Raw genomic sequence first — 19,121 nt, 5'->3', positions numbered from 1 at the left:
TAGGGGCGTAGCTCAGTTGGTAGAGCACCGGTCTCCAAAACCGGGTGTCGCGAGTTCGAGTCTCTCCGCCCCTGCCATATATAATCCTTTGCTTATGCAAAGGATTTTTTTTGTCCAAAATACCCCTCTCCTTTACGTTCTTTGCTATTAAAAGCGCATTACTGCGCCATTAATGGTGTCTTTAATAACTCTTTAATAATATTTTGCTTATCAGTGTTTTGCAGCCAGACGGCATACAATGGTCTGGAAAGCGTAGCACTCTCAGCTACTGGCCAGATCCCGGACTGTTCCTTTGCCCATTCAACCGGGAGGAAGGTACAACCATTAAGTTCAGAGAGCAGCTTGCAGGCTATTTTTGCCGAACTGGTGGTTAACACGGGAATGTCATCGTTACCGATGAGACCGGCTTCGTGCTGATGAAAATCCGCACCCCATTCAATGCGTAAATAGTTGAGTGAATCTTTACGGCTTTCCTGCGAGGGAGCGTAAAGCCCCATGCTGAAATACCCCAGCAGCTGGCTGGAAAACTCATCCATTTTGGGCGCTTCTGTTGTGAGCAACAGATCCAGCTGGCGTTCATGGAGCTGTTTGACCAGTGACTGGCGTTGTGCAATTCGTGCTTCGAACTGTAGGCCATTATGCTGTTGATAAAGCGCAATTAACCATTCAGAAAGCATGCTTTCCCAAAGCGATGCGCTGGCACCAAGCGTTAGCTGATTGTGCTGAGAAGTGTGCGATACCTCCTTTTTCGCCGCTAACCATGTATTCATCAGATTTTCCGCGTAGGGCAGCAGACGCTCCCCGGCAGTTGTCAGCCGTATGTTATTGCGGTGGCGGGTAAAAAGGTTTACGCCCAGCTGATTTTCGAGCTGCCGAATGCGGAAGCTTACCGCAGACTGCGTCAAATAAAGTGCTTCTGCAGCACGACCAAAATGCCGTGTTCTGCTAACTTCCAGGAAGGTTTTTAGTAATTCGGTGTCCACGCCTTACTCCAAAAAATAATTTGTCGTTATGATTTAAATGTTTTGTTTTACACTCTGTCAAGCGTAACTAATACTCCGCGCCATAAATAGCTCGGCCAAGAAAATCAGGAGCGTGTAGGATGGCGGAAAGCTTTACGACGACTAATCGGTTTTTCGACAATAAACATTATCCGCGCGGGTTTGCTCGCCATGGTGATTTCACCATCAAAGAGGCGCAGCTGTTAGAACGCCATGGTTTTGCGTTCAATGAGCTGGATCTCGGCAAGCGCGAACCCGGTACTGAAGAAGAAGTGCAGTTTGTGGCTGTGTGCCGCGGTGTACGTGAGCCTGCTACGGAGGCGGAACGTGTCTGGAGCAAGTACATGGCACGTATCAAACGTCCAAAACGTTTTCATACCCTGTCCGGCGGTAAACCGCAGATGGACACCGTTGAAGACTACACCGACAGCGATGATTAAAAAATGGGGCGAAAGCCCCATTTTTTATTCCGTTAACCTGTGCAGATGCAGCAACAGGCGATCGATGGTACGGTAGCTGAGCGCCTCCTGGAGATGCGTGCGTGTTATCTGCTCGCAATGCTGTAAGTCCGCGATGGTACGTGCGACTTTCAAAAGACGCTGCCATGCCCTGACAGATAATCCCAGCTTCAACAGCGTTTCCTCCAGCCAAACCGCATCATCCTGAACAAGCGCACAGTGTTTGCGGATCTCATGGTTGCTGAGCCGGGCATTAAGCTTATCCTGCCTTAAGAACTGCCTGTTACGTGTCTCAATAACCCTTGCTCTTATCACCTCGCTCTTCTCTTCGTTATTACTTGTCTTACTGAGCATCCCTGCCGGGAGAAGCGGAATATCCACTGAGAGGTCAAAACGATCGAGGAAAGGCCCTGAGAGGCGATTCATATAGCGAAGCGTCTGCTGTGGCGTGGAGCGATTGTGATTGCCTTCATAGTGCCCGGTCGGGCTGGGATTCATGGCTGCGATAAGTTGAAAATCTGCTGGATAGGTAATTTTGGCTCGAGTACGGGAGATATGAATTTCTCCGGACTCAATTGGCTCCCTGAGCGAGTCCAGTACCCGGCGCTCAAATTCCGGAAGCTCATCCAGAAATAATACGCCGTTGTGCGCTAACGAAATTTCCCCGGGCTGTGGGATCGACCCACCCCCTACGACAGAGGTTAAGGAGGCGCTATGGTGAGGCGCTCTGAAAGGCCGCTGACGCCAGTGGCGATGAAGGTGGGATAATTGCACCAGGCTCAGGATAGCTGCGCTCTGTAGCGCTTCAGCATCGTTCAAGGGAGGAAGAAGCGTATTAAGTCGGCTCGCCAGCATGGTTTTCCCCGTTCCCGGAGGGCCTATCAGCAAAAGGTTATGCCCGCCAGCTGCAGCAATTTCTAGTGCTCGTTTTCCCTGGCTTTGCCCGATAATTTCGTTCATGTCTTCAGCGTAATGGGCTTGCCATAATGCAGGACTGACAGGCGCACGCAGTTCGCTTTTTCCTTCCAGCCATGCACAGACTTCCGTCAGGTGTGTGGCGACGAAACAGCCCGGTTTAGCTATCAGGCCTACCTCATCCTCGTTTTCAGCGGGAACAACGACTTCCCGGCCTCTGTTTAATGCCTCCATGGCTGAGGATATTGCGCCTGAAACACCACGTAATTCGCCTGTTAACGCGAGCTCACCGATAAATTCTATCTGTGTCAGCCTTGATGTGCTTAGCTGCTCAGAGGCTGCGAGTAGCGCCAGAGCAATAGGTAAATCGTATCGCCCACCTTCTTTGGGAAGATCGGCCGGCGCAAGGTTTATGGTGATTTTGCGTGCCGGAAAAGTGTAGCCGCTGTTGATCAGCGCGCTTCTGACCCGGTCGCGAGCTTCTCTAACGGTTGTTTCTGGCAGGCCCACAAGGGTAAGGCCGGGTAAGCCTGCGCTGATATGCACTTCAACCGTAACCTGCGGGGCATGAATGCCTAGCGCTGCTCTGGTATAGACAACCGACAGTGACATTTTTCCTCCGTTAAAATTTTATTCTGCCGGCCTCCTGGATGATTAAACATTGTTCTTTTAATGCTCTGGGAAGTATCTCCCTGACTTTTTCGAACACTTTCTTTTTTACAGCTCTTCCTGCAAGGGCGATCGCAGAACAATAACTTTTTACTGGTATTACGTAGAAAATGGTCTCAGCAGACCAGTTTTGTGAATTATTTTCACGTTCTCGTTATCCACTGAAATTAAATAGTTTTTATGCTAATTAATTTCTGCAGCGATCTTTTCGTCATAAAAAAATATTGTGCTTTACGTAAACTCTGTGATAACTCTGTAGGCATTACTTCGAACTAGACGTTAGAACATACAGAAAATGACAGCCCTTCTACGAGTGATTAGCCTGGTCGTGATTAGCGTGGTGGTGATTATTATCCCACCGTGCGGGGCTGCACTTGGAGAGAGAAAGGCTTAAAAATCAAGCCTGAATCGAAAAGAACCCCCGCACCGAAAGGTCCGGGGGTTTTTTGTTGACTGAAGAATGTAAAGCGAGGAGCAGAGTATGTGTTGCAGAATAAAATGCTGTTTCTCCGGTAATGAGACGGGGAACTAACTATGAATGGTGCACAGTGGGTAGTACATGCGTTGCGAGCGCAGGGTGTTGAAACAGTTTTCGGTTATCCTGGCGGCGCGATTATGCCGGTGTACGATGCTTTGTACGACGGTGGTGTGGAACATCTACTGTGTCGCCATGAGCAAGGCGCGGCAATGGCGGCTATCGGTTATGCTCGCTCTACGGGCAAAACCGGCGTTTGTATCGCGACTTCCGGTCCTGGCGCGACCAATCTGTTAACCGGTCTTGCTGATGCGCTGTTAGATTCTGTCCCCGTTGTGGCTATCACCGGCCAGGTGGCCGCTCCTCTGATAGGCACCGATGCTTTCCAGGAAGTTGACGTCCTGGGCCTGTCACTCGCCTGCACTAAACACAGCTTCCTCGTTGAATCCCTTGATGAATTGCCACGTGTGCTTGCCGAGGCATTTGAGATTGCCCATTCAGGCCGCCCTGGCCCGGTATTGGTCGATATTCCAAAAGATATCCAGCTGGCAATTGGTGAGCCTGAAGCCTGGCTTTCAGCCGTTGAAGATGAGACCGATCTGCCATTTGCCGGGCTGCAGCAAGCCCGCGAAATGCTCGCTCATGCCAAAAAGCCAATGCTTTACGTGGGCGGTGGCGTTGGCATAGCTCAGGCTGTTCCGGCGCTCCGTGAGTTTATCTCCGTGACAGGTATGCCTTCGACGGTCACTCTGAAAGGCTTGGGTGCTGTGCCTGCTAACCATCCGTTTTATACCGGTATGCTGGGAATGCACGGCACCAAAGCGGCAAACCTCGCCGTTCAGGAATGCGATCTGCTGTTGGCCGTTGGCGCCCGCTTTGACGATCGCGTTACCGGCAAGCTGAATACCTTTGCGCCTCATGCCAAAGTTATCCACATGGATATCGATCCTGCGGAGCTGAGTAAGCTGCGCCAGGCGCATGTTGGGTTGCAGGGGCTGCTGAACCAGCTTTTACCTGCCTTGCAACAGCCGTTGCACATTGCTTCATGGCAGCAGCATATCGCGGCCCTGAACGAAGAACACCAGTGGCGCTACGACCATCCGGGCCAGGCTATCTATGCCCCGCTGTTGTTGAAGCAGCTCTCTGAGCGCAAATCAGCAGAAGCCGTTGTGACCACCGACGTAGGCCAGCATCAGATGTGGACCGCACAGCACATGACCTTCACTCGCCCGGAAAACTTCATCACTTCCAGTGGCCTGGGCACGATGGGCTTTGGTTTACCGGCCGCCGTTGGGGCGCAGGTTGCCAGACGCGAAGATACGGTTATCTGCGTGTCTGGCGATGGCTCTTTCATGATGAATGTTCAGGAACTGGGCACCATTAAGCGCAAGCAGTTACCGGTCAAAATCCTGCTGCTGGATAACCAACGCCTGGGGATGGTGAGGCAGTGGCAGCAGCTGTTTTTTGAAGAACGCTACAGCGAAACCACCCTGACCGATAACCCTGATTTCCTCACGCTGGCCAGTGCCTTCGGCATTCCTGGTCAGCACATCACCCGCAAAGACCAGGTAGAAGCCGCGTTAGACGCCCTGTTGAACAGCGACGGCCCGTACATGCTTCACGTCTCGATTGATGAGTACGAAAACGTCTGGCCGTTGGTACCTCCAGGTGCCAGTAACTCGCAAATGTTGGAGAAATTATCATGATGCAGCACCAGCTGGCAGTGCAGGCTCGCTTTCGCCCGGAAACGTTAGAGCGTGTTTTACGCGTGGTACGCCATCGTGGCTTTCAGATCTGCGCTATGAATATGGCCGCGGCGGGAAATACCGACAATATTAATATTGAATTGACCGTTGCGAGTCTGCGCCCTGTCGAATTACTGTTTACCCAATTAAGTAAGCTGGTTGACGTCGCCTGCGTTGAAATCCAGCAACCAACATCACAACAAATCCGCGCCTGAGCGCAAAAGGAAGAGAACAATGACGACCAAGAAAGCTGATTACATCTGGTTCAATGGCGAGATGACCCCGTGGGGAGAAGCGAAAGTACACGTAATGTCCCACGCGCTGCACTACGGTACTTCGGTCTTCGAAGGTATCCGTTGCTACGACTCGCACAAAGGGCCAGTGGTGTTCCGCCATCGCGAACACATGCAGCGTTTGCGTGACTCAGCAAAAATCTATCGCTTCCCGGTATCGCAAAGCGTGGATGAACTGATGGAAGCCTGCCGTGCGGTTATCCGTAAAAATAACCTCACCAGCGCATACATTCGCCCTCTGGTCTTTGTTGGCGACGTAGGCATGGGCGTTAACCCGCCGGACGGATACACCACTGACGTGATCATTGCGGCCTTCCCGTGGGGCGCTTATCTGGGCGCTGAAGCGCTGGATCAGGGGATTGATGCAATGGTCTCTTCCTGGAACCGTGCGGCACCAAACACCATTCCAACCGCAGCAAAAGCGGGTGGTAACTACCTTTCTTCCCTGCTTGTCGGTAGCGAAGCGCGTCGCCACGGTTATCAGGAAGGTATCGCGCTGGATGTGAACGGCTTCCTGTCAGAAGGCGCGGGCGAAAACCTGTTTGAAGTGAAAGACGGCGTAATTTACACCCCTCCATTCACCTCTTCAGCGCTGCCGGGCATTACCCGAGACGCGATTATCAAACTGGCAAAAGACCTGGGTATCGAAGTGCGCGAACAGGTGCTCTCACGTGAATCTCTGTATCTGGCCGACGAAGTCTTCATGTCCGGTACCGCCGCGGAAATCACCCCGGTACGCAGCGTAGACCGCATCCAGGTGGGCGAAGGCCGCTGTGGCCCGGTCACCAAACGTATTCAACAGGCATTCTTTGGCCTGTTCACCGGCGAAACCGAAGACAAATGGGGCTGGTTAGATCAGGTAAACCCATAAGTCTTAAACAAAAAATATAATCAGGCGGGCGGCAACTGACCGCCTGCTACCCGACAGACTGGAGTAAATAAAGCATGCCTAAGTATCGTTCCGCCACCACAACCCACGGCCGTAATATGGCGGGTGCCCGCGCTCTGTGGCGCGCAACGGGGATGACCGACGCCGATTTCGGCAAACCGATTATTGCGGTCGTAAACTCCTTTACCCAATTCGTACCGGGTCACGTTCACCTGCGCGATCTGGGTAAACTTGTTGCCGAGCAAATCGAAGCCTCCGGCGGCGTAGCGAAAGAGTTCAATACCATTGCGGTGGATGACGGTATCGCCATGGGGCACGGCGGCATGCTCTATTCACTGCCGTCCCGCGAGCTGATCGCCGACTCGGTTGAGTACATGGTCAACGCTCACTGCGCCGATGCCATGGTTTGTATCTCTAACTGCGACAAAATCACCCCAGGGATGTTGATGGCCTCGCTACGCCTGAACATTCCGGTGATCTTCGTTTCCGGTGGCCCGATGGAAGCCGGCAAAACAAAACTTTCTGACCAGATCATCAAGCTCGATCTGGTGGATGCGATGATTCAGGGCGCGGACCCGAAAGTTTCTGACGAGCAAAGCGAGCAGGTTGAACGCTCTGCGTGCCCGACCTGCGGCTCCTGTTCGGGGATGTTTACCGCCAACTCCATGAACTGCCTGACCGAAGCGCTGGGCCTGTCCCAGCCGGGCAACGGTTCGCTGCTGGCAACCCACGCCGATCGTAAAGAGCTGTTCCTGAACGCCGGTAAGCGCATTGTCGAACTGACCAAACGTTATTACGAACAGGACGATGCCAGCGCGCTGCCACGCAACATCGCCAGCAAAGCGGCGTTCGAAAATGCCATGACGCTGGATATCGCCATGGGCGGCTCCACTAACACCGTTCTGCACCTGCTGGCTGCTGCGCAAGAAGCTGAAATCGACTTCACCATGACCGATATTGACCAGCTGTCCCGCAAGGTTCCTCAGCTGTGTAAAGTCGCACCAAGCACCCAGAAATATCATATGGAAGACGTCCACCGTGCCGGCGGCGTTCTGGGGATCCTCGGCGAGCTGGATCGCGCCGGGCTGCTGAACCGTGAGGTAAAAAACGTCCTTGGCCTTTCGCTGCCACAGACCCTTGAGCAATACGATGTGATGCTGACCAAAGACGAAGCGGTGAAAACGATGTTCCGTGCGGGCCCGGCTGGGATTCGTACTACCCAGGCCTTCTCGCAGAACTGTCGTTGGGACACGCTGGATGACGATCGCGCTGAAGGTTGTATTCGCTCACTGGAAAATGCTTACAGCAAAGACGGTGGCCTGGCCGTTCTGTACGGTAACTTTGCGGAAAATGGCTGCATCGTTAAAACGGCTGGCGTAGACGAAGGCAGCCTGGTATTCCGCGGTCCAGCCAAAGTTTATGAAAGCCAGGACGATGCGGTAGAAGCCATCCTCGGCGGTAAAGTCGTTGCGGGTGATGTGGTTGTTATCCGCTACGAAGGGCCGAAAGGCGGGCCTGGCATGCAGGAAATGCTCTACCCAACAACCTTCCTGAAATCGATGGGGCTGGGTAAAGCCTGCGCGCTGGTCACCGACGGTCGTTTCTCCGGCGGGACTTCTGGCCTGTCGATCGGTCACGTTTCTCCGGAAGCAGCCAGCGGCGGCAACATTGCCCTGATTGAAGACGGCGACATGATTGCCATCGATATTCCTAACCGTGGTATGCAGCTGCAGCTGACCGACCAGGAGATGGCGGCGCGTCGTGAAGCGCAGGAAGCTCGCGGTGAAGCGGCATGGACTCCTCGCAATCGTGAACGCCAGGTTTCTTTCGCTCTGCGTGCTTATGCGAGCCTTGCCACCAGTGCGGATAAAGGCGCTGTGCGCGACAAAAGCAAGCTTGGAGGCTAACCATGGCTGAGTCACAACCGCTACCCGACGCCCCCTGCGGGGCTGAATATCTGCGTGCGGTACTGCGTGCTCCGGTTTACGAAGTTGCGCAGGTAACGCCGTTGCAGAAAATGGAGAAGCTTTCTTCGCGCCTTGATAACGTCATTCTGGTCAAGCGTGAAGACCGTCAGCCCGTACACAGCTTCAAGCTGCGTGGCGCTTACGCGATGATTGCTGGCCTGAACAGCGAGCAAAAAGCCAGCGGCGTCATCACCGCTTCTGCGGGAAATCACGCTCAGGGCGTTGCGCTCTCATCCACCCGGCTTGGCATTAAATCGCTGATCGTTATGCCGGTGGCCACTGCAGATATCAAAGTCGACGCAGTGCGAGCCTTTGGCGGCGAAGTCTTGCTGCACGGCGCGAATTTCGATGAGGCAAAAGCCAAAGCCGTCGAACTTTCGCAACTGCAAGGCTTCACCTACGTGCCTCCGTTTGACCACCCGGCGGTTATCGCCGGACAGGGCACGCTGGCGCTGGAGCTGCTCCAGCAGGATGCGCATATCGATCGCGTATTCGTTCCGGTGGGCGGCGGTGGCCTGGCGGCAGGCGTAGCGGTTCTGATCAAACAGCTGATGCCGCAGATCAAAGTGATCGCGGTCGAAGCGGAAGATTCAGCCTGCCTGAAGGCGGCGCTGGAAGCCGGGAAGCCGGTTGAGCTGCCGCGTGTAGGGCTGTTTGCCGAGGGCGTTGCGGTTAAGCGTATCGGTGACGAGACGTTCCGCGTTTGCCAGGAATACCTGGACGACATCATCACCGTGGACAGCGATGCTATCTGCGCGGCGATGAAGGATTTGTTCGAAGACGTCCGCGCCGTTGCGGAGCCATCCGGCGCGCTGGCGTTGGCAGGAATGAAAAAATACGTGCAGCAGCACAACATTCGCGGCGAACGTCTGGCGCACGTGCTGTCTGGTGCAAACGTGAATTTCCACGGATTGCGCTATGTTTCCGAGCGCTGTGAGCTGGGCGAGCAGCGGGAAGCGTTGCTTGCGGTTACCATTCCCGAGCAAAAAGGCAGTTTCCTGAAGTTTTGCCAGCTGTTGGGCGGGCGCTCGGTTACCGAGTTCAACTACCGCTACGCCAGCTCTGACAATGCCTGCATTTTTGTCGGCGTGCGCCTGACTCGTGGTCTGGAAGAACGCAAAGAGATCATTGCTCAGCTGAGCGAGGGTGGCTACGGCGTGGTAGATCTCTCCGACGATGAGATGGCGAAACTGCACGTTCGTTACATGGTCGGCGGACGGCCTTCTAAGCCGCTGCGTGAAAGGCTGTACAGCTTCGAATTCCCGGAATCACCGGGCGCACTGCTGAAGTTCCTAAGTACGTTGGGGACGCATTGGAACATTTCACTGTTCCATTACCGCAGCCATGGCACCGACTACGGGCGAGTGCTGGCGGCGTTTGAGCTTGGCGAAAATGAGCCGGACTTCGAAACCCGACTCAATGAGCTGGGCTACGAATGCCACGACGAAACTCAAAACCCGGCGTTTCGTTTCTTCCTGGCGGGCTAGTGACTGCCGGGCAATAGCTTCCAGAACGCGCTAATAAGCGGCTCATTGAGCCGCTTTTTTTGTACGCAAACGCCCAGTTCAAACGGGGCTTTCTCATCGTTACGTTCGAGGATCAGGACGCGATTACGTACCGGCTCGGGGCTGTTTTCCAGCACGATTTCCGGGATTAGCGCAACCCCGCACCCCAGCGCCACCATCGACACCATCGCTTCATGCCCGGCGACGGTGGCGTAAATCACAGGATTACTGATTTTCTGGCGACGGAACCACAGCTCGATACGGCGGCGAACGGGCCCCTGCTCGGGCATGATAAACGGAATCTTAGCCCAGTCTGGCTCTGGCTGGCTCACCTGCGCCCGCACCGGGCAAGGCAGCGCGGGGGCGATTAAAGCAATGGATAAATTTTCCAGCATCGAGAACGCGACGCCAGGCGGCAGGGATTCAGGCTTTCCGGCAATCGCGAGATCGGCTTCGTTGGAGTCGACCTTTTCTACCGCATCCGCGGCGTCACCCGTGGTCAGCTTAATCTCAACGGAGGGATGTTCGGCCCGGAAGCGGTCAAGAATGGGCGGCAGATGACTGTAGGCGGCGGTCACCGAGCAGAAAAGATGCAGCTCTCCGCTCAGGGAAGGGCCCTGCTGGCCGAGCGTGTGGCGCATCTGCTGATATTGCAGCAACGTGTGCTGGGCAAACTGGCGGAGTTGCTCGCCCGCTTCTGTCAGCGTTACGGTGCGGTTATCACGTAAAAAAAGAGGCTGCCCAAGGTCGTCTTCAAGCCGCTGGATCTGGCGCGAAAGCGTGGAAGGGCTGACGTGCATGGCTCGCGCGCTACGCCCGAAATGGCGGCTTTCGGCCAGGTGCAGAAAGGTTTTCAGATCGCGTAAATCCATGGTCATCAGGCCTCGTTTTTGCATTGCAATAATTGCAACGCGACGTTGTTAATATATCAATTTCAGCAACGCATTTCCTGTCATATAGTGGGTTCATTCTTCGCAGCACGACACGGCTGCAGAGCCCTTACAATAAGCACAACACGACACATACGGAGTTCTACGATGGCTAATTATTTCAACACTTTGAACCTGCGTCAGCAGTTAGCGCAGTTGGGTAAATGTCGCTTCATGGGGCGCGAAGAATTCGCCGATGAAGCAAGCTACCTCAAAGGTAAAAAAGTCGTCATCGTCGGCTGCGGCGCTCAGGGCCTTAACCAGGGCCTGAACATGCGTGACTCCGGGCTGGATGTTTCCTACGCCCTGCGTGCTGAAGCTATCGCTGAGAAGCGTGCTTCCTGGCGTAAAGCTACCGAAAACGGCTTCAAAGTCGGCACCTATGAAGAGCTGATCCCGCAGGCAGACCTGGTTGTGAACCTGACGCCAGACAAACAGCACTCCTCCGTTGTTCAGGCCGTACAGCCGATGATGAAAGACGGCGCAGCGCTGGGCTATTCCCACGGCTTCAACGTGGTAGAAGTGGGTGAAACTATCCGTAAAGATATCACCGTTGTGATGGTCGCACCGAAGTGTCCGGGCACCGAAGTGCGTGAAGAATATAAGCGTGGTTTCGGCGTGCCGACCCTTATCGCCGTTCACCCTGAAAACGATCCAAAAGGCGAAGGCATGGCAATCGCCAAAGCCTGGGCTGCGGCAACCGGCGGCCACCGTGCGGGCGTGCTGGAGTCTTCCTTCGTTGCTGAAGTGAAATCTGACCTGATGGGCGAGCAGACTATCCTGTGCGGTATGCTGCAGGCGGGTTCTCTGCTGTGCTTCGACAAGCTGGTGGCGGAAGGTACCGATGCTGCATATGCTGAGAAACTGATTCAGTTCGGCTGGGAAACTATCACCGAAGCGCTGAAGCAGGGCGGTATTACGCTGATGATGGATCGCCTGTCCAACCCGGCAAAAATCCGTGCTTACACGCTGTCCGAGCAGCTGAAAACCATCATGGCTCCACTGTTCCAGAAGCATATGGATGACATCATCTCCGGTGAATTCTCTTCCGGCATGATGGCTGACTGGGCGAATGATGATAAGAAACTGCATACCTGGCGCGAAGAGACCGGCCAGACTGCTTTCGAAACCGCACCGCAGTTTGAAGGCAAGATCTCCGAGCAGGAGTACTTCGATAAAGGCGTGCTGATGATCGCGATGGTGAAAGCGGGCGTTGAGCTGGCCTTCGAAACCATGGTTGATGCCGGCATCATCGAAGAGTCTGCATACTACGAGTCCCTGCACGAGTTGCCGCTGATTGCTAACACCATTGCACGTAAGCGCCTGTACGAAATGAACGTGGTTATCTCTGATACCGCCGAATACGGTAACTACCTGTTCTCGTATGCCGCCGTTCCGCTGCTGAAAGAGTTCATGACCACTCTGCAACCGGGCGACCTGGGTAAAGAGATCCCGGCAGCCGCGGTAGACAACGCCCAGCTGCGTGACGTTAACGAAGCGATTCGTCATCATGAAATTGAAAAAGTGGGCAAGAAACTACGTGGCTATATGACTGATATGAAACGCATTGCTGTTGCTGGCTAATTATTTAGTAATACGAAAAAGGCGCTCAGGCGCCTTTTTTTTTGCCCGTCGTCTTGCCGCTTTTCTTTTTATGTAATATTGTAAGTTACATGAAAACAAACAACTCCTTCTCAGCTACGCTGCACATTCTGCTTCACCTGGAGCAGATGGACAAACCGCTAACCTCGGAACAAATGGCCGCTTTTATTGACGGTAATCCGGCGTTTATTCGTAAAGTGCTTGCCGGCCTGCGCGAGAACAAAATCGTCTGCTCGACCAAGGGCCATCACGGCGGCTGGAAGCTTTGCCGTCCTGCCAGCGAGGTTACGTTGCTGGATATCTATCTGGCGTTGGGTTCACCCGGCCTGTTTGCGCTAGGTAATCGCAATGAAAACCCGCAGTGCCTGGTGGAGCAGGGGGTAAACCGAGTGATGTCCGATACCTTTGCGGCGGCCGAAGAGCTGGTGCTGGCACGCTTTAAGCGCCTGACGTTGCAGGATATAGGCAGCGAATTTATTAGCTATTTCAACGAAAAGGGGCACGAGGCATGATTTCTACTTTAACTACCGACCTGCCGGTCTGTCTGATGATCGCGCTGGCCGCCGCCAGCATTTCGATGACCATCACGCAAACGGAACTGTTTGCCGGTTTACGCCGCTGGACGGTGAAAAAGAACGCGATGCTGGGCCATCTCTTCCAATGCTTCTATTGCCTGAGCCACTGGGTGGTGTTTGCCGGTATGCTGATTTACCGCCCGTATTTGCTGCACAGCGGGATGCCGGTGATTGACTGGATAATGACGGCGTTTGTTACCCTCACGCTAACCACCTTCGTGAACGGCATTATTTTTAAAGTGTTCCAGATGGCGGTCGGCACGCATTTGCTGAAGCATGAAGCTCAGCAAACTTTGCAGTCGACGAAATAAAGAGTAAAGAAAAGGCCGGGAACCCGGCCTTAAACTCAGTTGCGGTACAGCACTTTGATGATGTGGTAGCCGAACTGGGTATGCAGCGGGCCGTAAGGCTCCAGCAGCGGGCAGGAGAACACCACTTTATCAAATGCAGGAACCATCTGGCCCTGGCGGAATTCACCTAAGTGGCCGCCTTTTTTGCCGGACGGGCAGGTAGAGTGCTTCTTCGCCAGTTTCTCGAAGTCGCCGCCGTTTTTCAGCTGCTCCAGAAGGTCCAGAGCCAGTTTTTCTTCCTTTACAAGGATATGCAGTGCTGCTGCGGTTTTTGCCATGATAGTGCCTTGAGTCATGTTGATTACGCTCGCTATACTACCACGCTGTTTTTGTCCCCTCCTGACTTTCATTGAGTGACCATATGCGTTTAAACCCTGGCCAACAACAAGCCGTCGAATTTGTCACCGGACCCTGCCTGGTATTGGCCGGGGCTGGTTCGGGTAAAACGCGCGTAATCACCAATAAAATTGCACATCTGATCCGCGAAAGTGGCTATCAGGCGCGCCAGATTGCGGCGGTAACTTTTACCAATAAGGCCGCCCGCGAAATGAAAGAGCGCGTCTCGCAAACGCTGGGACGTAAAGAAGCGCGTGGGCTGATGATTTCTACATTCCACACGCTGGGGCTGGAAATCATCAAGCGCGAGTACGCGGCGCTAGGGATGAAATCTAATTTTTCGCTGTTCGACGATACCGATCAGACCGCGTTGTTAAAAGAGCTAACCGAGGGGCTGCTGGAAAACGACAAAGTGCTTCTCCAGCAGCTGATTTCGACGATTTCTAACTGGAAGAACGGTTTGCTGTCTCCGGCTCAGGCCGCCGCGCAGGCGAAGGGCGAGCGGGATCGTATTTTTGCTCATTGCTATGGCCTTTACGATACGCACCTTAAGTCCTGTAATGTACTGGACTTTGACGATCTTATTTTGCTGCCAACGCTCCTGCTGCAGCGCAATGCTGAGGTTCGCGAACGCTGGCAAAACCGCATCCGCTATCTGCTGGTGGATGAATACCAGGATACCAACACCAGCCAGTACGAACTGGTGAAACTGCTTGTTGGTGCGCGGGCGCGTTTTACCGTTGTAGGCGACGATGACCAGTCTATCTATTCCTGGCGTGGGGCGAATCCGCAGAACCTGGTGCTGCTGAGCAAAGATTTTCCGGCGCTGCAGGTGATTAAGCTCGAGCAGAACTACCGCTCATCCCGTCGTATTTTGAATGCGGCAAACATTCTGATTGCCAACAACCCACACGTTTTTGAGAAACGTCTTTTTTCCGAGCTGGAGCACGGCGCGGAATTAAAAGTGGTTACGGCGAATCATGAAGAGCATGAGGCCGAACGCGTCACCGGGGAGCTTATTGCTCACCATTTTATCAATAAAACCAACTACAAAGATTACGCCATTCTGTATCGCGGTAACCACCAGTCGCGAGTGTTCGAAAAGATGCTGATGCAAAACCGCATCCCGTATCGTATCTCCGGCGGCACATCTTTCTTCTCCCGCCCGGAAATCAAAGATCTGCTTGCCTACCTGCGCGTGTTAACGAATCCGGATGACGACAGTGCCTTTCTGCGCATAGTGAACACGCCCAAGCGCGAGATTGGCCCGGCAACGCTGCAAAAGCTTGGCGAGTGGGCGATGCAGCGCAATAAAGGTTTGTTTACCGCCAGCTTCGATATGGGGCTAAGCCAGACGCTTAGCGGGCGCGGCCTTGACTCACTGCAGCGTTTTACCCACTGGCTGCGGGACGTAGCAACGCTTGCTGAACGTGAGCCGGTGGCTGCGGTGCGTGACCTTATCCACGGCATCGACTATGAAAGCTGGCTTTACGAAACGTCACCCAGCCCGAAAGCTGCGGAAATGCGCATGAAAAACGTTAATCAGCTCTTTAGCTGGATGACGGAAATGCTTGAAGGCAGCGATCTGGATGAGCCGATGACCTTAACGCAGGTGGTGACGCGCTTTACGCTGCGCGACATGATGGAGCGCGGGGAAAGCGAGGAAGAGGCCGATCAGGTTCAGCTGATGACCCTGCATGCTTCTAAGGGGCTGGAGTTCCCTTATGTCTACCTCGTCGGCATGGAAGAAGGGATCCTGCCACACCAAAGCAGCATCGACGAAGATAACGTGGATGAAGAACGCCGTCTGGCGTATGTAGGGATCACCCGAGCTCAGAAAGAGCTGACGTTCACGCTTTGCCGGGAGCGTCGCCAGTACGGCGAGCTGGTGCGGCCTGAACCTAGCCGGTTCCTGCTGGAGTTGCCGCAGGATGATTTAAGCTGGGAAACCGAGCGGAAGGTGGTTTCTGCCGAAGAGCGGATGCAAAAAGGGCAGAGTAATGTGGCCAACATCCGCGAAATGCTGGCAAAAGCACGTAAAAACTAGTTCAGTTGACGCTTAGCGGCCAGTGAACGTAACTCTGCCAGAGTTTTTCCTGTTCCAGCAGCTCGGCACCTAGCGGGTGGCAGGCCAGCCAGGTCTCCGGTAATTCCAGATGCAGAGTTTCACCGTCCGCCTGCAGCTTAATCACGGGAAGAATGTCGTCCCGGCGGCGGTTTGCAAAAATAATTGCCAGGCGTAACAGGCGGCAAAGCCTTTCTGCCACACGCGGCGGCACCGCGTTTTGCTGGTGCAGGGAAGAGAGATCGACAGGGTTGGTCTGGTTGAGCAGCAGCGTTGCCAGCAACTTTTTCTGCGCTGGCGTGTAGCCCGGCAAATCCAGATTTTTTACCAGATAGGCCGCATGCTGCGGCGCATGCTTGAAGTCAATGCTCAACCCAATTTCATGCAGCAGTGCGCTGCTCGCCAGCATTTGCTGGCTAAGCGGGTCAAGCCCCCACGGCTCCGCTATTTGTGTTGCAAAATTCTGTGCCAGTTGTTCCACGCGAGCGGCCTGGCTGGTGTCCACCATAAAGCGGCGCTGAACGTTGCGCAGCGTCCTCTGGCGAATCTCCTGGTCAACCGCAAGATGCAACATGCCGTAGACCAATCCCTCACGCAGCGCACCGCCGGCAAGCGTCATACATTCAATGCCGAGCTGTTCGAATATGGCGATTAGAATGGCAAGACCGCTTGGGAAAACCAGCGCACGTTCCAGCGTGAGGCCTTCAATTTCCAGCTCTTCCAGGCGGCCACACTGAATAGCGCGCTGTTTTAGCTGCTGGAGTTTTGCGAGGGTGATACGTTCGTCCATCCCCTGCGCCATCATGATTTCCTGCAGCGCCTGCACGGTACCCGAAGCACCCACACAGATTTTCCAGCCGTGGCTTTTCAGCTCGTTAATCACCGGGCTGAGGACTTCTGCTGCTGCAGCCTCTGCCGCAGCAAAGTTTTCCTGAGCGAGATTTCTGTCGCTGAAGAAACGCTCCAGCCAGGTGACGCAACCCATTGAAAGGCTGAATAATGAGGTGGTTTGTGCGCCGGTGCCGGTCACCAGCTCGGTACTCGCCCCCCCAATATCCACCACCAGACGTCGATCGTCTCCGCCGGTTGTGTGGGCGACGCCCTGATAAATCAGGCGGGCTTCCTCTTCACCGCGAATAACCTGTACCGGGCAGCCGAGGATTTGCTGGGCTTTCTGCAGAAAAACATCGGCATTGACGGCGAGACGCAGCGTGGCTGTAGCCACAACGCGAATTTGGTTCTGAGGAATATCCTGAAGGCGTTCAGCAAATAAGCGCAGGCATTGCCAGCCGCGCTCCATTGCTTCCGGGGAGAGTACGCTCTCGCTGTTTAGGCCAGCAGCGAGGCGAACTTTTCGCTTAATGCGGGTTAGGGTTTGTATGCTTCCCGCCACCTCACGCACAACCAACATATGAAAACTGTTAGAACCGAGATCAATTGCTGCATAGAGTGAGGTGGTGCTAAGCATAGATTTTTAACCTGCGCGACGACGATTACCACGAGGAGCACCACCGCGGCGTGGACCGTTGCCTGGGCGGCTACGGGTCAGGCGTTTTGGCGGTGGGAACTCATTTAACAATGCTTCAGGGTTATATTTGCTCACCGGAATTGAGTGGCCAATATAGGTTTCAATCGCCGATAAGTTCAGCGCGTAATCTTCACAGGCGAGGCTGATCGAGTGACCGCTTGCCCCGGCACGGCCTGTACGGCCAATACGGTGAACGTAATCTTCGCAATCGTCAGGCAGATCGTAGTTAAAGACGTGGGTTACAGCCGGAATATGCAGGCCGCGAGCCGCAACGTCGGTTGCAACCAGAATATCCAGATCGCCACGGGTAAACTCTTCCAGGATACGCAGGCGTTTCTTCTGTGCGACATCACCCGTTAACAGCCCAACGCGATGACCGTCAGCGGCCAGATGACCCCAAATATCTTCACAGCGGTGTTTGGTGTTTGCGAAGATGATGGCGCGGTCTGGCCATTCTTCTTCGATAAGCGTTTGCAGCAGACGCATTTTCTCTTCGTTAGAAGGGTAGAAAAGCTCTTCTTTAATACGGTGGCCGGTTCTCTGTTCCGGTTCAACTTCTACATATTCCGCATTGTTCATCTGCTCGAAAGCAAGCTCACGTACGCGGTAGGAAAGGGTCGCAGAGAACAGCATGTTCAGACGTTGGGTGACCGGCGGCATGCGGCGGAACAGCCAGCGAATGTCTTTAATGAAGCCGAGGTCGTACATGCGGTCGGCTTCATCCAGTACCACAACCTGAATGGCACCTAAGTTAATGTGGTTTTGTTTGGCGTAATCGATCAAACGACCGGTGGTGCCAATCAAAATATCTACGCCGCTTTCCAGCACTTTCAGCTGTTTATCATAGCCGTCGCCGCCGTAGGCAAGGCCAAGCTTCAGGCCTGTTGCCTGCGCTAGCGGTTCTGCATCCGAGTGAATCTGTACCGCTAACTCGCGGGTTGGCGCCATAATCAAAGCGCGCGGCTGATTCACCTGGCGGTTCTCAGGAACCGGGTGAGAAAGTAAATAATGGAACGTGGACGTCAGAAACGCCATCGTTTTGCCTGTACCGGTTTGCGCCTGCCCTGCAACGTCACGATTCGCCAGAGTCAGCGGAAGTGCCAGTGCCTGAATTGGGGTGCAGTTATGGAACCCTTTATTTTCAAGGGCTTCAATCACCTTAGGGTGCAGGGCGAAGTCGGAAAACTTCTTTTCGGTCAAATGTGTTTTGCTCATAGTGTGGTAGAATATCAGTTTACTATTGCTTTACGAAAGCACATCCGTTGAAATAAACCGGGTGAAATAAAGTCACCCCAAGTTGGTTAATGCTACACCAACAAGGTAGACACAATCCTGCGGAGTAGAACATGAGCGATAAAATTATTCACCTGACTGACGGCAGTTTCGACACGGACGTGCTTAAAGCTGAAGGGTTGATTCTGGTTGATTTCTGGGCAGAATGGTGTGGTCCATGCAAAATGATCGCCCCGATTCTTGACGAGATCGCTGATGAATATCAGGGCAAAATCACCGTAGCTAAGCTGAACATCGACCAGAACCCGGGCACTGCGCCTAAATACGGCATCCGCGGTATCCCAACCCTGCTGCTGTTCAAAAACGGCGAAGTCGCGGCGACCAAAGTGGGTGCGCTGTCTAAAGGTCAGTTAAAAGAGTTCCTCGACGCTAATCTGGCATAATGGAATCTCAGCCGGCGCGTGCCACACTTGCATTTTTTTGCGAGCTGCTGGACGCCCGGCATCACACATGCTAAGTTACCTATGACTTCGCTTTGAACTTGCCCTTAAGTTTGAATCTTTGTATTACCTTAATGCTTCCCGTT

Annotated in this window: 18 protein-coding genes and 1 tRNA gene; 13 read left to right on the top strand and 6 right to left on the bottom strand. The window is 54.0% G+C overall.

What is annotated here, in order from left to right; all coding sequences use genetic code 11:
* Position 1 precedes the first annotated feature (1 nt).
* Positions 2-77, top strand: a tRNA-Trp gene (locus JT31_RS11535).
* An 81-nt stretch (positions 78-158) separates the two neighbouring features.
* Here the strand turns inward: JT31_RS11535 and hdfR are convergent.
* Positions 159-983 (bottom strand): HTH-type transcriptional regulator HdfR, encoded by an 825-nt coding sequence (gene hdfR, locus JT31_RS11530; RefSeq protein WP_038476975.1) that lies wholly within the window; start codon positions 981-983, stop codon positions 159-161.
* Positions 984-1,102: 119 nt separating this feature from the next.
* On the opposite strand from hdfR, the gene JT31_RS11525 reads away from it, so the two are divergent.
* On the top strand, positions 1,103-1,441 hold the full coding sequence (locus tag JT31_RS11525) for a DUF413 domain-containing protein (protein ID WP_038476973.1): 339 nt from the start codon (positions 1,103-1,105) through the stop codon (positions 1,439-1,441).
* A gap of 24 nt (positions 1,442-1,465) precedes the next feature.
* Here the strand turns inward: JT31_RS11525 and JT31_RS11520 are convergent, their stop codons facing one another.
* Positions 1,466-2,986, bottom strand: a complete 1,521-nt coding sequence (locus JT31_RS11520) for a YifB family Mg chelatase-like AAA ATPase (RefSeq protein WP_038476970.1) — start codon at positions 2,984-2,986, stop codon at positions 1,466-1,468.
* 352 nt (positions 2,987-3,338) lie between these two features.
* On the opposite strand from JT31_RS11520, the gene ilvL reads away from it, so the two are divergent.
* From ilvL to ilvA, 6 genes are all read left to right on the top strand, one after another.
* On the top strand, positions 3,339-3,437 hold the full coding sequence (gene ilvL, locus JT31_RS23110) for an ilv operon leader peptide (RefSeq protein WP_071530467.1): 99 nt from the start codon (positions 3,339-3,341) through the stop codon (positions 3,435-3,437).
* Positions 3,438-3,577: 140 nt separating this feature from the next.
* Entirely contained in the window at positions 3,578-5,224 is a 1,647-nt protein-coding gene (ilvG, locus tag JT31_RS11515) for an acetolactate synthase 2 catalytic subunit (RefSeq protein ID WP_038476967.1), read from the top strand.
* On the top strand, positions 5,221-5,478 hold the full coding sequence (gene ilvM / locus JT31_RS11510) for an acetolactate synthase 2 small subunit (RefSeq protein WP_016538957.1): 258 nt from the start codon (positions 5,221-5,223) through the stop codon (positions 5,476-5,478). Before ilvG ends, ilvM begins: the two co-directional genes overlap by 4 nt.
* A gap of 19 nt (positions 5,479-5,497) precedes the next feature.
* The gene (locus tag JT31_RS11505; protein WP_038476963.1) at positions 5,498-6,427 is read left to right on the top strand and encodes a branched-chain amino acid transaminase; all 930 of its coding nucleotides are present in this window, start codon (positions 5,498-5,500) and stop codon (positions 6,425-6,427) included.
* A gap of 74 nt (positions 6,428-6,501) precedes the next feature.
* Positions 6,502-8,352, top strand: coding sequence for a dihydroxy-acid dehydratase (gene ilvD / locus JT31_RS11500; RefSeq protein WP_038476960.1), 1,851 nt, complete (start codon positions 6,502-6,504; stop codon positions 8,350-8,352).
* A gap of 2 nt (positions 8,353-8,354) precedes the next feature.
* Entirely contained in the window at positions 8,355-9,899 is a 1,545-nt protein-coding gene (ilvA, locus tag JT31_RS11495; RefSeq protein ID WP_038476957.1) for a threonine ammonia-lyase, biosynthetic, read from the top strand.
* On the opposite strand, the gene ilvY is transcribed toward ilvA, so the two are convergent.
* On the bottom strand, positions 9,896-10,789 hold the full coding sequence (gene ilvY / locus JT31_RS11490; protein WP_038483039.1) for an HTH-type transcriptional activator IlvY: 894 nt from the start codon (positions 10,787-10,789) through the stop codon (positions 9,896-9,898). The genes ilvA and ilvY overlap by 4 nt on opposite strands.
* 165 nt (positions 10,790-10,954) lie before the next feature.
* Between ilvY and ilvC the strand changes: the two genes are divergently transcribed.
* The 3 genes from ilvC to JT31_RS11475 all read left to right on the top strand — a co-directional run bounded on the left by ilvC (position 10,955) and on the right by JT31_RS11475 (position 13,334).
* The gene (ilvC, locus tag JT31_RS11485; protein ID WP_038476954.1) at positions 10,955-12,430 is read left to right on the top strand and encodes a ketol-acid reductoisomerase; all 1,476 of its coding nucleotides are present in this window, start codon (positions 10,955-10,957) and stop codon (positions 12,428-12,430) included.
* An 89-nt stretch (positions 12,431-12,519) separates the two neighbouring features.
* On the top strand, positions 12,520-12,960 hold the full coding sequence (locus JT31_RS11480) for an Rrf2 family transcriptional regulator (RefSeq protein WP_038476951.1): 441 nt from the start codon (positions 12,520-12,522) through the stop codon (positions 12,958-12,960).
* Positions 12,957-13,334 carry a hypothetical protein gene (locus JT31_RS11475; protein ID WP_038476948.1) on the top strand — a complete coding sequence of 126 codons (378 nt, stop codon included), beginning with the start codon at positions 12,957-12,959 and terminating at the stop codon, positions 13,332-13,334. The genes JT31_RS11480 and JT31_RS11475 overlap by 4 nt, the downstream gene beginning before the upstream one ends.
* A gap of 35 nt (positions 13,335-13,369) precedes the next feature.
* Here the strand turns inward: JT31_RS11475 and ppiC are convergent, their stop codons facing one another.
* Positions 13,370-13,651, bottom strand: a complete 282-nt coding sequence (ppiC, locus tag JT31_RS11470; RefSeq protein ID WP_008455569.1) for a peptidylprolyl isomerase PpiC — start codon at positions 13,649-13,651, stop codon at positions 13,370-13,372.
* 83 nt (positions 13,652-13,734) lie between these two features.
* Here ppiC and rep point away from each other — a divergent pair, with 83 nt between their 5' ends.
* Positions 13,735-15,756 carry a DNA helicase Rep gene (gene rep / locus JT31_RS11465; protein ID WP_038476945.1) on the top strand — a complete coding sequence of 674 codons (2,022 nt, stop codon included), beginning with the start codon at positions 13,735-13,737 and terminating at the stop codon, positions 15,754-15,756.
* A gap of 1 nt (position 15,757) precedes the next feature.
* On the opposite strand, the gene gppA is transcribed toward rep, so the two are convergent.
* Positions 15,758-17,242: a guanosine-5'-triphosphate,3'-diphosphate diphosphatase gene (gppA, locus tag JT31_RS11460; RefSeq protein ID WP_038476942.1), complete on the bottom strand. Its 1,485-nt coding sequence runs from the start codon at positions 17,240-17,242 to the stop codon at positions 15,758-15,760.
* A gap of 6 nt (positions 17,243-17,248) precedes the next feature.
* Positions 17,249-18,517, bottom strand: a complete 1,269-nt coding sequence (gene rhlB / locus JT31_RS11455; RefSeq protein WP_038476939.1) for an ATP-dependent RNA helicase RhlB — start codon at positions 18,515-18,517, stop codon at positions 17,249-17,251.
* Positions 18,518-18,648: 131 nt separating this feature from the next.
* On the opposite strand from rhlB, the gene trxA reads away from it, so the two are divergent.
* Positions 18,649-18,978, top strand: coding sequence for a thioredoxin TrxA (gene trxA, locus JT31_RS11450; protein ID WP_038476936.1), 330 nt, complete (start codon positions 18,649-18,651; stop codon positions 18,976-18,978).
* Positions 18,979-19,121: the final 143 nt, after the last annotated feature.

This window comes from Cedecea neteri, from assembly GCF_000757825.1.
Lineage (GTDB): Bacteria > Pseudomonadota > Gammaproteobacteria > Enterobacterales > Enterobacteriaceae > Cedecea > Cedecea selenatireducens.
This window is presented reverse-complemented; position numbering and strand designations above follow the sequence as displayed.

Excerpts from the sequence above, each read along its gene's own strand:
- ilvM (WP_016538957.1), top strand. The coding sequence starts at position 5,221 with ATGATGCAGCACCAGCTGGCAGTGCAGGCTCGCTTTCGCCCGGAAACG.
- JT31_RS11475 (WP_038476948.1), top strand. The coding sequence starts at position 12,957 with ATGATTTCTACTTTAACTACCGACCTGCCGGTCTGTCTGATGATCGCG.
- ilvC (WP_038476954.1), top strand. The coding sequence starts at position 10,955 with ATGGCTAATTATTTCAACACTTTGAACCTGCGTCAGCAGTTAGCGCAG.
- ilvG (WP_038476967.1), top strand. The coding sequence starts at position 3,578 with ATGAATGGTGCACAGTGGGTAGTACATGCGTTGCGAGCGCAGGGTGTT.
- JT31_RS11525 (WP_038476973.1), top strand. The coding sequence starts at position 1,103 with ATGGCGGAAAGCTTTACGACGACTAATCGGTTTTTCGACAATAAACAT.
- ilvD (WP_038476960.1), top strand. The coding sequence starts at position 6,502 with ATGCCTAAGTATCGTTCCGCCACCACAACCCACGGCCGTAATATGGCG.
- JT31_RS11480 (WP_038476951.1), top strand. The coding sequence starts at position 12,520 with ATGAAAACAAACAACTCCTTCTCAGCTACGCTGCACATTCTGCTTCAC.
- ilvY (WP_038483039.1), bottom strand. The coding sequence starts at position 10,789 with ATGGATTTACGCGATCTGAAAACCTTTCTGCACCTGGCCGAAAGCCGC.
- rep (WP_038476945.1), top strand. The coding sequence starts at position 13,735 with ATGCGTTTAAACCCTGGCCAACAACAAGCCGTCGAATTTGTCACCGGA.
- JT31_RS11520 (WP_038476970.1), bottom strand. The coding sequence starts at position 2,986 with ATGTCACTGTCGGTTGTCTATACCAGAGCAGCGCTAGGCATTCATGCC.
- rhlB (WP_038476939.1), bottom strand. The coding sequence starts at position 18,517 with ATGAGCAAAACACATTTGACCGAAAAGAAGTTTTCCGACTTCGCCCTG.
- ilvL (WP_071530467.1), top strand. The coding sequence starts at position 3,339 with ATGACAGCCCTTCTACGAGTGATTAGCCTGGTCGTGATTAGCGTGGTG.
- gppA (WP_038476942.1), bottom strand. The coding sequence starts at position 17,242 with ATGCTTAGCACCACCTCACTCTATGCAGCAATTGATCTCGGTTCTAAC.
- trxA (WP_038476936.1), top strand. The coding sequence starts at position 18,649 with ATGAGCGATAAAATTATTCACCTGACTGACGGCAGTTTCGACACGGAC.
- JT31_RS11505 (WP_038476963.1), top strand. The coding sequence starts at position 5,498 with ATGACGACCAAGAAAGCTGATTACATCTGGTTCAATGGCGAGATGACC.
- ilvA (WP_038476957.1), top strand. The coding sequence starts at position 8,355 with ATGGCTGAGTCACAACCGCTACCCGACGCCCCCTGCGGGGCTGAATAT.
- ppiC (WP_008455569.1), bottom strand. The coding sequence starts at position 13,651 with ATGGCAAAAACCGCAGCAGCACTGCATATCCTTGTAAAGGAAGAAAAA.